This is a genomic window from Vibrio lentus (assembly GCF_030409755.1).
In the GTDB taxonomy this organism is placed as follows: Bacteria; Pseudomonadota; Gammaproteobacteria; order Enterobacterales; family Vibrionaceae; genus Vibrio; species Vibrio lentus.
In genome coordinates, this window is sequence record NZ_JAUFQE010000002.1 from 2,953,934 (window position 1) to 2,969,271 (window position 15,338).

The 15,338-nt window shown below is 45.4% G+C and carries 13 protein-coding genes; 7 read left to right on the top strand and 6 right to left on the bottom strand.

All coding sequences use genetic code 11. The features are described 5' to 3' along the window. Positions 1–42: 42 nt before the first annotated feature. From QWZ07_RS21800 to trxA, 3 genes are all read right to left on the bottom strand, one after another. Positions 43–1,038 carry a hypothetical protein gene (locus tag QWZ07_RS21800; protein WP_076668516.1) on the bottom strand — a complete coding sequence of 332 codons (996 nt, stop codon included), beginning with the start codon at positions 1,036–1,038 and terminating at the stop codon, positions 43–45. Positions 1,039–1,148: 110 nt separating this feature from the next. Continuing rightward, complete coding sequence (gene rho / locus QWZ07_RS21805) at positions 1,149–2,408, bottom strand: transcription termination factor Rho (protein ID WP_010440702.1); 1,260 nt, start codon at positions 2,406–2,408, stop codon at positions 1,149–1,151. A gap of 200 nt (positions 2,409–2,608) precedes the next feature. Beyond that, complete coding sequence (gene trxA / locus QWZ07_RS21810) at positions 2,609–2,935, bottom strand: thioredoxin TrxA (protein WP_010440700.1); 327 nt, start codon at positions 2,933–2,935, stop codon at positions 2,609–2,611. Between the two features lie 111 nt (positions 2,936–3,046). On the opposite strand from trxA, the gene rhlB reads away from it, so the two are divergent. The 3 genes from rhlB to QWZ07_RS21825 all read left to right on the top strand — a co-directional run bounded on the left by rhlB (position 3,047) and on the right by QWZ07_RS21825 (position 6,723). Next, complete coding sequence (gene rhlB, locus QWZ07_RS21815) at positions 3,047–4,357, top strand: ATP-dependent RNA helicase RhlB (RefSeq protein ID WP_004736636.1); 1,311 nt, start codon at positions 3,047–3,049, stop codon at positions 4,355–4,357. A 6-nt stretch (positions 4,358–4,363) separates the two neighbouring features. Then, entirely contained in the window at positions 4,364–5,857 is a 1,494-nt protein-coding gene (gppA, locus tag QWZ07_RS21820) for a guanosine-5'-triphosphate,3'-diphosphate diphosphatase (protein ID WP_102291277.1), read from the top strand. Between the two features lie 287 nt (positions 5,858–6,144). After that, on the top strand, positions 6,145–6,723 hold the full coding sequence (locus QWZ07_RS21825) for a mechanosensitive ion channel family protein (protein ID WP_192854233.1): 579 nt from the start codon (positions 6,145–6,147) through the stop codon (positions 6,721–6,723). 122 nt (positions 6,724–6,845) lie between these two features. On the opposite strand, the gene QWZ07_RS21830 is transcribed toward QWZ07_RS21825, so the two are convergent. The 3 genes from QWZ07_RS21830 to recQ all read right to left on the bottom strand — a co-directional run bounded on the left by QWZ07_RS21830 (position 6,846) and on the right by recQ (position 10,005). Further along, positions 6,846–7,517, bottom strand: coding sequence for a 7-cyano-7-deazaguanine/7-aminomethyl-7-deazaguanine transporter (locus QWZ07_RS21830; RefSeq protein ID WP_009848193.1), 672 nt, complete (start codon positions 7,515–7,517; stop codon positions 6,846–6,848). A 271-nt stretch (positions 7,518–7,788) separates the two neighbouring features. Beyond that, the gene (locus QWZ07_RS21835) at positions 7,789–8,100 is read right to left on the bottom strand and encodes a DUF3630 family protein (RefSeq protein WP_009848192.1); all 312 of its coding nucleotides are present in this window, start codon (positions 8,098–8,100) and stop codon (positions 7,789–7,791) included. A 66-nt stretch (positions 8,101–8,166) separates the two neighbouring features. Beyond that, on the bottom strand, positions 8,167–10,005 hold the full coding sequence (gene recQ, locus QWZ07_RS21840; RefSeq protein WP_009848191.1) for an ATP-dependent DNA helicase RecQ: 1,839 nt from the start codon (positions 10,003–10,005) through the stop codon (positions 8,167–8,169). Between the two features lie 180 nt (positions 10,006–10,185). On the opposite strand from recQ, the gene rarD reads away from it, so the two are divergent. From rarD to ggt, 4 genes are all read left to right on the top strand, one after another. Further along, complete coding sequence (gene rarD / locus QWZ07_RS21845; protein WP_065112061.1) at positions 10,186–11,094, top strand: EamA family transporter RarD; 909 nt, start codon at positions 10,186–10,188, stop codon at positions 11,092–11,094. An 86-nt stretch (positions 11,095–11,180) separates the two neighbouring features. Continuing rightward, positions 11,181–11,975: a helix-turn-helix transcriptional regulator gene (locus QWZ07_RS21850; RefSeq protein WP_192854232.1), complete on the top strand. Its 795-nt coding sequence runs from the start codon at positions 11,181–11,183 to the stop codon at positions 11,973–11,975. Positions 11,976–12,074: 99 nt separating this feature from the next. Next, entirely contained in the window at positions 12,075–12,737 is a 663-nt protein-coding gene (locus QWZ07_RS21855; RefSeq protein WP_012605065.1) for a LysE family translocator, read from the top strand. A gap of 91 nt (positions 12,738–12,828) precedes the next feature. Beyond that, positions 12,829–14,586, top strand: coding sequence for a gamma-glutamyltransferase (gene ggt / locus QWZ07_RS21860; protein WP_102561043.1), 1,758 nt, complete (start codon positions 12,829–12,831; stop codon positions 14,584–14,586). The last annotated feature ends 752 nt before the right edge of the window (positions 14,587–15,338 follow it).

The following is a 15,338-nucleotide window of genomic DNA, read 5'->3' on the forward strand; positions in this document are numbered from 1 at the left end:
GATCCCCCTTTTTAGTAAGGTTATTGAGAGCCAAAATCCACTTTAAGGTAATGCTTGCTCGATCAAAGAACTCTTAACCTGAGGGTTATCATTCACAAGATCTTGCAACCAGCGAGTGTGACCTTGTTTTGCCAGTTCACGAGCAACCAACGATGCTTCATCGGCTATCGCCATCCGAGAGACAAGAAACTGTTTCACCTCTTCTGAGAGCGGGTTCACTTTGGTCAAGAGCATGATGGCTTCATCTTTCAAACGCGGGTTCTTGGTCGCAGCCATAACCTGTTCAAGCGCGAAAGTTTGTTTGGTTTCAGCAAGACGTACCAGCTCTGCTTGGCTATGGTAGTCAGCCTTCATACGCCATAAGATCTTGTAGACCTCAGGGTCTTCACTGACCTGTGCCAGTCGAACCACAACTTCCGTTGAGGGCAACCAACTTACGATAGACGAAGTGGTCAGTTGCTTAGTCAAATAATCAACGGCTTCAGGTGACAAACTATCGAGCTCTCGGATTAACAGCGCTTCTCGCGCTTGAACCTGATGCTCTGGGCCAGATAACCACTCTTTCAAATCGAGCTCTTGCTTCTCAGCATCTAACACAAAGACCAATGTCTTTTGGTCTTGGCGCCATTGTTTGATTAATCGGTTAGCAATCGAAGGGTAGTTAAAGGCAGGTACCGTAAACTCATAGCCATCGCCACGCTCCAATACTTGGTAAGTTGGCGTAATAGCAAGTTGCTGTTCAATGAAGATAGACATCTTAGGCGTGAGTACGACTTTTTGCTGTTCGAGCTTTTTCAAGAGTTGGTAACGAGCCACCTCTTGCTGAGGAAATGTCAGACGCTCGAGTGCAAAGCGCAGCGAATTGACTTCGTCACGTACGACAAATTCGAGTAATTCAGCAGTTTTCAGTTTTACTTGATCATTCTCAAGCCAAGACTCTACTGTCGTTGGAGACATCTCAGTGGCATAGCTCATACCGACCGGGGAAAGTAACAGTGAAGTAGACAGGAGTAATGATGACAACAGTCCATGTTGCATTTTAACGTCCTTGTAACACTTTTGGTCATTCTGCAAGCTGTCGCTACAAAATGCAAATAAAAAGCGCCACCCGAAGGCAGCGCTTTTTAATAACTATCAGCTAATCAAGACTACTGACGACGCATTGCGTCAAAGAACTCATCGTTCGTTTTGGTCATTGCTAGCTTATCGATAAGGAATTCCATTGCGTCGATTTCGCCCATTGGGTGAACAATCTTACGCAGGATCCACATCTTCTGTAGTTCATCGTTCTTCGTAAGAAGCTCTTCACGACGAGTACCAGAGCGGTTGAAGTCAATCGCTGGGAATACACGCTTTTCAGCAATCTTACGGTTTAGGTGCAGTTCCATGTTACCTGTACCTTTGAATTCTTCGTAGATAACTTCATCCATCTTAGAACCAGTATCAACCAGTGCTGTTGCGATGATAGTTAAGCTACCGCCTTCTTCTACGTTACGTGCCGCACCGAAGAAACGCTTTGGACGATGTAGAGCATTCGCATCAACACCACCAGTAAGAACTTTACCTGATGAAGGAATCACAGTGTTGTATGCACGAGCTAGACGAGTGATTGAATCTAGTAGAATAACCACGTCTTTTTTGTGTTCAACAAGACGCTTCGCCTTCTCGATTACCATTTCTGCAACTTGCACGTGGCGAGATGCTGGTTCATCGAAAGTCGATGCGATTACTTCGCCTTTAACTAGGCGCTGCATTTCTGTTACTTCTTCTGGACGCTCATCGATAAGTAGAACCATTAGTTCACACTCAGGATGGTTGCGTGCAATGCTTTGTGCAATATTTTGCAGAAGCATTGTCTTACCTGCTTTAGGCGGAGCAACAATCAGACCACGCTGACCTTTACCAATTGGTGAAGCAAGGTCAAGAATTCGAGCTGTGATATCTTCAGTCGCGCCGTTACCCGCTTCCATTACCATACGTTCGTTGGCATGAAGAGGAGTCAGGTTTTCAAAAAGGATTTTGTTACGAGCGTTGTCTGGCTTGTCGTAGTTAACCGTATTTACTTTAAGCAGTGCAAAGTAACGTTCGCCATCTTTAGGTGGACGGATTTTACCGCCAATCGAGTCACCTGTGCGAAGGTTAAAACGACGAATCTGGCTTGGTGATACGTAAATATCATCTGGTCCAGCAAGGTACGAGCTGTCGCCGCTACGCAGGAAACCAAAACCGTCTTGAAGAATTTCTAGAACACCATCACCAAAGATGTCTTCACCACTTTTTGCATGCGCTTTAAGGATGGAGAAGATAATGTCTTGTTTTCTTAGACGAGCTTGATTTTCAAGACCTAGGCTTTCGCTAAGTTTAACAAGTTCAGACACAGGTCTGTTCTTCAGTTCAGTAAGATTCATAGTGGTGGAAGTTTGTTTAGTCAAAATAGGATCTGTTTTCTTAAGTTAAGAAGGAGTTGGTCACAGGATCGACCAAGAAGAGAAATTCGTTCAATTAACGTGCGATAAATTAGCACTAAAACTAAGACTAGTCCATAGCTTAGAAAAAACAAAACCGCGCATTTGTTAACTGCGCGGTTTCTTTTCAAAGGCTCACCTAATTAAAGGTTAGCGTCTAGGAACTCTTTAAGTTGAGTTTTAGACAATGCACCAACTTTAGTTGCTGCTACGCCGCCATCTTTGAAAAGAAGTAGCGTTGGAATACCACGAATACCAAACTTTGGTGGAGTTCCAGCATTCTGGTCGATATTTAATTTACCGATAGTGAGTTTGCCTTCGTACTCGTCTGCGATTTCATCAAGAATCGGAGCAATCATTTTACATGGACCACACCATTCTGCCCAAAAATCAACAAGAACCGGGCCTGCAGCGTTGATCACATCGTTATCAAAACCGTCATCAGTTAGCTGCAAAATCTTATCACTCATCTTCCACTCCAATGTATTTTTTAGAACTGGTTGGATGATAACCAGTAAATAGATGCCCTATTGGAATGTATTTACTTTCGTATTGCAAGCTTAAGCTGATATTCTATAGCAATGAAAAAGACGCATATCACAGAGCAAAAGTTCGCCGACTTGGATTTACTCCCGCAAGTCATTGAAGGATTGGAGAAAAAAGGGTTCGATTACTGTACCCCTATCCAAGCCTTGGCGCTCCCGGTACTGCTCACCGGCCAAGACATCGCAGGCCAGGCCCAAACGGGTACTGGTAAAACGCTAGCGTTTCTTACTGCTACATTCAACCACCTGCTAAAAACACCTGAGCATGAAGGCCGCAAGCCTAATCAGCCACGTGCGATTATTATGGCACCAACGCGTGAACTCGCGATTCAGATCTACAACGATGCTGACTCTCTGGTTGAAAGCACGGGTATCAAAGCAGCATTAGCTTACGGTGGCGAGAGCTACGACAAGCAACTAGGTAAGATCGAAGAAGGCGCAGATATCTTAATTGGTACGACTGGCCGCATCATCGATTTCTACAAACAAAAGGTATTTAACCTTAACCACATTCAAGCTGTTGTTCTTGACGAAGCTGATCGCATGTTCGATCTTGGTTTCATCAAAGACATCCGCTTCTTGTTCCGTCGTATGCCAGAACCTAAAGATCGCCTGAACATGCTGTTCTCTGCGACGCTGTCTTACCGCGTACAAGAACTTGCATTCGAACACATGCACAACCCAGAGCATGTGGTTGTTGAACCTGAGCGTAAGACTGGTCACCGTATTCAAGAAGAGCTTTTCTACCCTTCTAACGAACACAAAATGGCTCTTCTACAAACGTTAATAGAAGAAGAGTGGCCAGATCGCGCAATCATCTTCGCTAATACTAAGCACAAATGTGAATCAGTTTGGGGCCACTTGGCTGCCGATGGTCACCGTGTTGGTTTGCTAACGGGTGATGTTCCTCAGAAGAAACGTGAAAAGATTCTTGAGCAATTCACTAAAGGTGATGTTGACCTGCTTGTCGCAACTGATGTTGCAGCACGTGGCCTACACATCCCTCAAGTAACACACGTATTCAACTTTGACCTACCTGACGATTGTGAAGATTACGTTCACCGTATCGGCCGTACAGGTCGTGCTGGTGAAAGCGGTCACTCGATCAGCTTTGCTTGTGAAGATTACGCAATCAACTTGCCACCAATCGAAGAATACATTGAGCACGCTATCCCAATGTCTGACTACGATGCTTCTGCACTACTAGAAGATCTGCCAGCACCGATGCGCTTACGTACACGTAACCCGCAACAACGTCGCTCAAACAACAATGGTCCACGCAACGGTAACCGTAAACCAAACCAGAACCGTCGCCCACGCCAACCGCGTCATAACAAGGAAGCTTAGTCGCTTATGAGTCAAACAGTGTCACCCCCGCTTTACGCTGCAATCGACCTCGGGTCGAACAGTTTTCATATGCTCGTTGTGCGTCATATCGATGGCAGCGTTCAAACCATGGCTAAGATTAAGCGCAAAGTGCGTTTAGCTGCAGGCTTAAATGAAAATAATGCGCTTAGTACAGAAGCTATGCAGCGCGGCTGGGACTGTTTGAGTCTCTTTGCAGAGCGACTGCAAGATATTCCAAAAGAAAATATCCGCATTGTCGGTACCGCTACCCTGCGTACAGCGACTAATGTGGATATCTTTCTAGAGAAAGCGAACCAGATACTCGGTTACGACATCAATGTTATCTCTGGTGAAGAAGAAGCTGCGACTATCTATAAAGGCGTTGCACACACTTCTGGTGGCAGCGGCCGCCGACTAGTGGTTGATATTGGTGGTGCAAGTACCGAGATGATCATCGGTGAAGGTTTCTCAGCCAAAGCCTTAACCAGCCTGAAGATGGGTTGTGTTACTTGGCTTGAACGCCACTTTAAAGATCGCCAATTAACCGCAACCAACTTTGACAACGCTATTGAAGCGGCTAAGTCTACGTTGGCTCCTATCCTTGATAGCTACACTGATATCGGATGGGATGTGTGTGTGGGTGCAAGTGGCACTGTTCAAGCACTGCAAGAAATCATGTTGGCGCAAGGCATGGATGAAGTCATTACTCATGCCAAACTTAAGCGTCTACAAAAACAAGCGATGATTACAGAGCGCTTAGAAGAGCTTGAGATTGAAGGCTTAACCCTTGAGCGCGCACTAGTGTTCCCAAGTGGTCTTTCTATTCTTATCGCGATTTTTGAGCTGCTTGAAATTGATTCAATGACACTCGCAGGCGGCGCACTGCGTGAAGGTCTCGCCTACGAGATGGTTGACGAACTACGCCAAGAAGATATCCGTGCACGTACCGTGACGAGCGTTCAATCACGCTACCAAATGGACGTGAGCTACGGTGAACAAGTAGCTGTACTAGCACAAACGTTATTTGAACAAGCAGGAGCTGAAACTTGGGTTTCAGAGCCTCAAGCTAGCGTATTATTGCAAACTGCCGCGAAGCTTCATGAAATCGGTTTAACCATTGATTTCAAAAAAGGCGGAGAGCACAGCGCTTACTTACTACAGAACTTAGACTTGCCAGGCTTTACCCGAGCTCAAAAGCACTACTTGGGTGAGTTAGCACGTCGCTACCGTGAGCAATTAACCTCACTACCAGAGCAACACGCTGTTTCTGGTACGAGCAGCAAACGTATTTTACGTATTCTGCGTTTGGCTATTTTGCTTACCCATCGTCGTACTCCTGAACTGGAACCTAAAGTTCAACTGACGACAGAAGGCGACAATCTGACACTTACGATCTCGAAGCAATGGCTGCAAGACAACCCTCTCACAGCCGCAGAGCTAGAAATCGAATCCAATCGACAAACTGATATTGGCTGGCCACTGACTGTGTTAGAGCGTTAACACCTAACAAGGCTCTTAAGAACTAATCATTAAACCCTCTCTAGGAGGGTTTTTTATTGCCTGTTAATGCTGAATTGAACGTAAAAAACCGCTCACAACCTGGCTATCTAGTTGAGTGGCCAATTAATTTACAACCACCCCATAGGTAATGTGCTTAACTGTTAATAATAGATAAGGGCATCTAACAACAACCAACGGGCGCGTATCTTTTCGCTGCTGAAGTGAGCCTATTATTAATCTAATAACTACAATCCGTACTGTTTTCCGAGGCAACCAAAGAGGTAATAATGTCGAGCTATCTTGAGACCATTTTCAGTTCACTAAAAGAATACGAATTATTACTGGCGATTCTATTTTTCTGTGTGTACTGGTTACTCAAACGAACCACAGAGAAAACCATCAAAGCATTGGCTGAAAAGAAAACCGTCCACGCAACTCGAACCGCCTTTATTAATCGCTGCTTTAGCATTACCTACTTCAGCTTCTTATTCGCGGTATACATCATTGTTAGTGGGATTGGTTACGGTAACTTCTCTATTTTCATTTCTTCTGTGTTTACCGTTATCGGCGTTGGATTCATTGCTCAATGGTCGATACTCAGCAACATCACTGCAAGCTTTCTTATTTTCTTTGTATTTCCGTACCGGATTGGAGATTCGATCATTGTGGCGGATGGGGAAGGTATAGAGGGAGAAATTTTGGATATACGGATGTTTCACACGTTGCTCAAGCACCCTGAGGGTAATGTGATTACCTATCCAAATTCTTTGCTCTTACAAAAAAGCGTAACGAAGATCTTACCCAAAGCAGCAACAAAACCAGCCTCAGTTTCAAAACCCATGAACAAAAACCGCAAAGCAAACTGAGAATAGATAAAGCAAAAGAAGAGAAGAGAAGAGAAGAGAAGAGAAGAGAAGAGAAGAGAAGAGAAACAATAACGTCACTCTCTCAAAGCTAGGCGCTCTAAGACAGTGACGTTTCAAACATGCTAAGCGTTAACGCCCGTTGCTTTGAAGTCAGGGTTCACAGCGGTTAGCTTCTTAACTACGTAATTTAGAAGCACACCGTACATTGGAACAAATAGACCTAAGCTGATGATAAGCTTGAATCCGTAGTCGACCAACGCAATTTCAGTCCAGTGCTCAGCCATAAATGGATCTGGGCTTTGGTAGAAAGCAATCGCAAAGAACGCGATGGTATCAATGGCATTACCGAATAACGTTGAACACGTTGGCGCAACCCACCATTGCTTCATTTGGCGTAAGCGGTTGAACACATGCACATCCAAGATCTGACCAAGCAAATAAGCCATGAAGCTTGCCGCTGCGATGCGTGCAACAAACAAGTTGAATTCGCCTAGTTGACTAAAGCCTTGGAATGAACCTTCAAAGAACACCACAGACAATAAATAAGAAACGGCCAGTGCTGGTAACATCACTAAGAAAATGATTTTACGAGCAAGCTGCGCGCCAAAGATGCGTACGGTCAGGTCGGTCGCTAAGAAGATAAACGGGAAAGTGAAAGCACCCCAAGTGGTGTGCATACCGAAGACGGTAAAAGGTAGCTGAACCAAATAATTGCTTGATGCAATAATGATCAAATGGAACAAAACTAATAGTGCTAGGGCTTTGCGCTGTTGCGCAGGGGTAAAGTTACTCATGCTGTACCTTTTTAGTTTGGTTTGGGGGTGAGGGAACCCAAATCGAGTCATTTCTTCGAATAAACTAAGAAAGCTCTTACCAATAATGTGAATTAAAAATGTTTCTATAATTTGCTCTATTGAGCGGCGGGCGATTATACATTAATCAATATTGGCTGCAACGGTGGGAACAAACGCAAACGTTTATCCTCACTTTTATTGATGAATGATGTTAGAAGCCAAGTTTTAAAAGCTAGGTTTAGAAGCTACGTTTCAGAAGCCATGCCAAAAGTTAAAAACCGCGCTTGAAAAGCGTCGCGAGATAATCGAACTCTTCTCGGCTTTCTTCAGCGTTTAACGACTCAAACCAAATTGATTCGCTGTAATGCTCAGACTTTAAAAACATTCGACAATCTTCAAAATCAATCAACCAAGAATGCATATCGGCGTCCCATTGCTTTTCAACAACTGACGCTGACAGCAACGCCACCAGCTTTTCACCTAGCACTTCATAAGAATCAAAATCAAAACTTGGAGACGTAATCAATAAACGCCCTTCCTCAGCCAAATACTCTCTTAAGCCAAATTCTGTTGGTGTTGTCATGTCCCTATCAACCTTATTCTTTTTCTATAAGCCAATCGTTTTTATAAGCTAGTCGTTTCTCGCAAGCTAGCCGTGTGTGGTGATGTGTTCTTGAATCAAATCTAAGAATGGGTCAGCGTACTTATCAAGTTTACGCTGACCAACGCCATTGACTGCCAGCATCTCGCCATAAGATGTGGGTAATATTTCAGCCATATCAATCAGCGTCGCATCACTGAATACCACATAAGGTGGCAAACCATCTTCATCTGCAATCGACTTACGCAGCTTGCGCAGTTTGGCAAACAGCTTCTTATCGTAGTTCTTGCTGCTTAGTTTATCGGACTTCGCATTACGCACTGCGGTATCTAAACGAGGTACAGCCAACTCCAAAGACATCTCACCACGCAGTAACGGGCGGGCTTCTTCTGTTAACTGTAATGTCGAGTTACGAGTGATGTTTTGGAACAACAAACCTTTGTGAATCAGCTGACGGAAGATACTGATCCAGTAATCATGGCTGTGGTCGCGGCCGATACCGTAAGTAGAAAGCTTGTCGTGACCATTATCGCGGACACGGATGTTCTGCATACCGCGCATCACTTCAACCACATAACCCATACCAAACGACTGATTAACGCGGTACACACAAGACAACGCTTTCTGCGCCTCTTGGGTCGCATCAAAGTGTTTTGGTGGATCTAAGCAGATATCGCAGTTGCCACATTGCTTCTCGCGATATTCGCCAAAATAGTTCAACAGAACCTGACGACGACAGGTTTGCGCTTCGGCAAAGGCACTCATCGCGTTCAGCTTGTGCATCTCAACTTGTTTTTGCGGGCCTTCTTCTTTTTCATCAAGCATACGACGCAGCCAACCCATATCAGCAGGGTCAAACAACATCATCGCTTCAGCAGGCAAGCCATCACGACCAGCACGGCCTGTCTCTTGATAGTAAGATTCGATGTTGCGTGGGATATCAAAGTGCACCACAAAGCGTACGTTGGGTTTATTGATGCCCATACCGAAGGCCACAGTCGCGACCACGATCTGAATATCATCACGTTGGAAAGCTTCTTGAACGTAAGCACGTTCGTCGGTGTCCATGCCAGCATGGTAACCAGCAGCGCGAATACCGTTATTGCACAGCTTCTCGGTCACCATTTCCACTTTCTTACGGCTACCACAATAGATGATGCCGCAATTGCCTTTCTGTGTTTCTAGGTAGCGAACCACCTGTGACACGGGCTTGTGCTTCTCAACTAGGTTGTAGCGAATATTAGGGCGATCGAAGCTGCCTAAGTAAGTGTGCGGCTCCACCAGCTGCAAACGCGAGATAATATCTTTGCGAGTCGCATCATCGGCAGTAGCGGTTAGCGCCATATAAGGCACATGCGGGAAATACTGTTTAAGCTGACCTAGCAAAGCATACTCAGGGCGGAAATCGTGTCCCCACTGAGAGATACAGTGCGCCTCGTCCACCGCAATCATCGAAAGCGGCAAGCCTTGTAAGCGTTCGATGAAGTCACGCATCAACACACGCTCTGGTGAAGCATAAACCATCTTCAATTGGCCTGAGTTCATGCGGTTGAACACACTCAACAGTTGATCGCGTGGCATCGATGAGTTTATGCACTCAGCCGCCACGCCATTGGCTTTCAATTGGTCAACTTGGTCTTTCATCAATGAAATGAGCGGTGAGATAACCAAAGTCAGTCCATCACGCACTAAAGCCGGGATCTGGTAACACAGAGATTTACCACCACCGGTTGGCATAATTACCAAGCTGTCTTTGCCTTCAACGGCTAAGTCTATGACCTCTTGCTGACCATCACGAAAGCTTTGATAACCAAAGACATCTTGTAAGATATCTTGCGCATCATTCGCGGGAGTTGGTGTTTGCTCAGCAATCAGAGTGGCGGTCATTGTGGTTCCTAATCAAGGTATAAAGTCAGCGTGCAGCATTGGCAAGCAAGGCGCACATTGTAGAGGGGAACGCTGGCGAATTAAACCGCAAATTGTTAGGTGAAAAGGGTTAACGCTCCTATACTGACCAACTCTCTTTATAAATCTTATTAATAAGCACTCAGTGCTAGAGAAAGTTACATGACACAAGACGACCAACAACGTACGCGACAGGGAATTTTGCTTGCCGTTGCCGCTTACACCATGTGGGGAATCGCTCCCATATATTTCAAATCTTTAAGTGAAGTATCCCCATTTGAGATTCTTAGCCACCGTGTAATATGGTCTTTTTTCCTACTCGCTTTTCTACTGCACATGAGTCGTGGCTGGCGTAAGGTTCGAGACACCCTCACCTCTAAACCAAAAATGCTCTATTTAGTCGCCACTTCGATTTTAGTAGGCGCCAACTGGCTTATTTTTATTTGGGCGGTGAATTCCAATCACATGCTCGATGCCAGCTTAGGCTATTACATCAATCCGCTGATTAACGTGTTGCTCGGGATGTTCTTCCTTGGCGAACGCTTACGCAAACTTCAATGGTTTGCCGTTAGTCTTGCTGCGATTGGCGTGATAATTCAATTGATCGCGTTTGGCTCTGTGCCGATCGTTGCCATTGCCCTAGCCTTCAGCTTTGGTTTCTATGGCTTGTTGCGTAAAAAAGTTAGCTTGGAAGCTCAAACTGGCTTATTCATTGAGACGCTGGTAATGCTGCCTATCGCAGCAACGTACTTGTTGTTTATCGCAGACAGTGCAACGTCTGATTTCTCGATGAACCCAATGCAGCTCAATCTATTATTGGTTGCAGCAGGTGTGATCACCACGGTTCCACTGCTTTGTTTTACTGGCGCTGCAACCCGCTTGAAGCTATCGACACTCGGTTTCTTCCAGTACATCGGCCCAAGCTTAATGTTCTTACTGGCGGTCCTTATTTACGGTGAAGCCTTTACTTCAGATAAAGCGATTACCTTCGCCTTTATTTGGGGCGCTCTGGTGATTTTCAGCTTTGATGGCCTACGTAACAACAAGAAGAACAAACGCGCTAAGCAATAACACTGATCGTTTTTTACAAGACAATCCCTTAATACGAAGATAAGCTTGGTTGAATTGATGACTATTTGACCAAGCTTTTTTGTACCATGGATAAAGTCCACTACTACTCTACCCCAACAGAAGATATCAGCCTGATCCAAGCTCAGTACCAAGAGTTTGCCTTTCAGCGCCACTATCATTTGGACTTTCACATTGGCTTAATTACCCAAGGACAGCAGAAGTTCGTCTATAAAGGGACGAGCCATAATGTTGGTGCTGGCCAAGTTGTTATCATGCCACCCGATGAACTGCATGATGGGCACTCCAAGCTCGATTCGGGTTATCAAGTCAGTGTGTTTGCGGTTTCTCACCAATGGTTTCAAGATCTTGCCGATCCCAAGAAAAACGGTCACACATTAGGCTTTTCTGAGTTGATCCTCTCCGATCAAGCTGCATTTTCACAATTACGCAACTTACATGGCCTGTTAATCAATCAAAACATCAGCCAACTCGCTCAAGATTGCTTACCTTTCGAAGGATTCTCGACGATTGTCGATCGTTATGCGAAATTTGGATCGAAAAGTGACATCAAACTGGGTAATCAATCGATTGATACGCTCAAAGACTATTTGATGGCGAACTTGGATCAACCAGTGCGATTAGAACAATTGTCTGAGTTGTGTGGTTTAACCACGACTCAATTCCAACGCCATTTTAAAAACAAAATGGGTATTACGCCTTATGCATGGCTGAGCCGTTTACGCATGGAACAAAGCATGCGCCTGATTAAGTCTGGGATATGTGGTACTAAGGTTGCGCACCAAGTTGGCTTCTATGATCAGGCACACTTCTCTAAGGCTTTCAAAACCACGTTCGGCGTACCCCCCTCACAAATCAACTAAGTGTTGATAATTTACAATTGCTCGATTTCAAATCACGGTAAGCTACGCTCAATACGATTACTTATTTAAAAATAGCGGCAACGTTATTGAGAACTGATGATGAACGAAGTCACCATACTGATCACCCTAGCCTCTATCCACTTTATCGCTTTGATGAGCCCCGGCCCTGATTTTGCGTTAGTCGTGCAAAATGCGACGCGTCACGGACGCCAGACAGGCTTGTACATTGCGCTTGGCTTATCTTGCGGGATCTTGCTGCACTCACTGCTGAGCCTGACGGGAATCAGTTACCTAGTCCACCAGCAACCAACACTATTTGCCATTATCCAATTGGCCGGCGGTAGCTACTTACTGTACTTAGGTTACGGTGCACTTAAAGCAACCTGGCAAATCATTCAGAACCACGATGATGACGCCGACACCGTCAATTCCAAAGATCTGATTCTGACCAACAAACGAGATGCATTTTCTAAAGGGTTTATGACCAACATTCTCAACCCAAAGGCTTTGGTATTCTTTATTAGTTTAATGTCGAGCTTAGTCCCTGCGGATATGTCGCTGTCAGGCAAAGGCTTTGCGCTGATCATCCTATTTGGCCTCTCACTGTTTTGGTTCTCACTGCTGGCGTGGATGCTTTCAACCAAAACACTGCAGAAGAAACTCAGCGAAGCGACCGTGTACATCGATGGCTTGTGTGGCGTGTTATTCAGCCTTATTGGCGCGAGTATTCTTTGGCAGTCACTGTCCGGTTTAATCGCTTAAATTCGAATCAAGATTACAATTCGTTAACAACGCTCTGGCTATCTCATCTTTCCACTGCCAATCTAGCTCTGCATATTAAAAGGAGAAGATCATGCAGTGGAAAACAAAACTAACAACCCTCGCCACTTCTACCCTACTTTTTGCCTCTCACGTCAGTTGGGCAAATCAAGCTGCCGATTCCGTCGCACCCGAACAAAGTAGTGGTTTAGAAACCAAACAACTCGTCAAAGCCAATGACTGGATGGTCACCGCGGCCAACCCTCTTGCAACACAGGCTGGTGCTGATGTGCTTGCTCGTGGTGGTAACGCCATTGATGCCATGGTAGCGGTTCAGCTCATGCTTGGCTTAGTAGAACCTCAGTCATCAGGTATTGGTGGTGGTGCGTTCCTTGTTTATTTTGATGGCAAGGACAAGCAACTCAAAACCTACGATGGTCGTGAAACTGCACCACTTGATGCCACACCACGTCTATTCCAAGACGAAAACGGACAACCGCTTAAATTCTATGATGCAGTGGTTGGTGGTCGCTCAGTGGCGACACCGGGCACAGTCCAACTGCTGTGGGACACTCACCAAAAATACGGCAAGTTAGAATGGGCATCACTGATTAAGCCCATCGCTCAACTGGCTGAAAAAGGCTTTACCATCAGCCCACGTTTAGCCACCTTGATTGAAAATGACCAAGAGCGACTAAGCCGATTTGCCACAACTAAGGCTTACTTCTTCAATGCCGATGGCAGCCCGAAAACAGCGGGGACTCAACTTAAGAACCCAGAATACGCGGCAACGTTAAACGCTATCTCAAAGGATGGTGCTAAGGCCTTCTATCAGGGTGAGATCTCTGCCGACATCATTAATACTGTGCAAACTGCCAAAGGTAACCCTGGCGTATTGGCGCAGAAAGATTTCGACGCGTATTCAATTAAGCAACGTGAGCCAGTTTGTTCTGCTTATGAAAGCTATCAAGTATGTGGAATGGGACCACCAAGTTCAGGTGCATTAACGGTTGGGCAGATCTTAGCGATGACCGAGCAGTTTGACCTCAAATCATGGGGACCAAACAACGCGAAATCTTGGCAGGTGTTAGCAGACGCTTCTCGCCTAGCCTTTGCTGACCGTGGTATGTACATGGCCGATCAAGATTACGTGCCAATGCCAACCCAAGGGTTAGTCAATACTGACTATTTGCAGGAACGTGCTCAGTTAATTACCGCAGGTAAGGCACTATCAAGTGCACCTTCAGGCACGCCACCGTGGGATCACGCCATGCTGCGAAGCCAAGATGTTTCTATTGAATTGCCGTCCACCAGCCACTTCAATATCGTCGATAGCGATGGCAATGTCGTTTCGATGACCACCACCATTGAGAATGCCTTTGGCTCACGTTTGATGGTGAGAGGCTTCCTACTCAATAACGAACTGACCGACTTCTCATTCAAGACCCACAACGATGGTAAGCCTATCGCTAACCGACTTGAGCCGGGTAAGCGTCCACGTTCTTCAATGGCACCCACTATCATCATGCAAGACGATAAACCTTACATGGCGATTGGCTCTCCCGGTGGCAGCCGTATCATCGGTTATGTAGCACAAGCGATCATTGCGCATACCCAATGGGACATGGATATTCAGCAAGCGATCAACCAACCACACTTCCTAAACCGTTTCGGTACCTTAGATTTGGAAAAAGGAACATCAGCGGAAAACTTCAAACCTGAGCTAGAAAAGATGGGATTTGAAGTCAACGTTCGCGATCTTAACTCTGGTTTACACGCGATTCGCATCACAAAAGATGGTTTAGAAGGCGCTGCAGACCCTCGTCGTGAAGGTGCAGCCATTGGTCAGTAGGGAATAATCCTCCCTTTTTACTCGCTGCCTTGTGCGAGATCTCTCACAAGGCAGTGAGTAAATATCGATATTTGATGACGAAATTAGTCACCTCGATATCGTAACCAATTGAAATTAAAAGATACGTACATTTATCACTCAAATAATTATATAGAAATTCGCTTATGCACCATTGCTGATAAATAAGGAATCGGTAATATGAATGGTGTCGGAAGGATGCTGACACGGAACAGGAAACGCCAAGGACTTGGTTATCTTCAGGATGAAGATTCGATTACTCAGGATGAATAATCGGCATGGATAGCGAAATGGACATTGAATGGACGCAATAGTAACTAGGATGGTTGCTACTAAGGAAAGACAATGGACACCTCTGGACGAGGAAAGGACTGAACATCAGGATGATGTAAAGGACACCGCTCAAGGAACAAGTGACGCGCGCTAATGAGGATTGTTGGCAGATCAGGATAAGATCAAGGACACCGCTAGGAAGGCGACGAAAGGAATACGCTGAAGGATAACAGCACACTATCATGGATTTGATGCATGGAGCACACTTAGTAGCCGGATTGCTGCGAGTAAGACTATAGACCCCGATGAGCGCAAGCTCTCGGGGTTTTTCTTTATCTGTCGTTTCATTTATTCCCCTCTCAAACAAATAAATCAAAGACCTTTGATTACAATTCTGACATTTAAAGCATTCACTTCTTAACCACTTCCGAGTAACGTAAGTCGAACTAGGCTCAACTAGT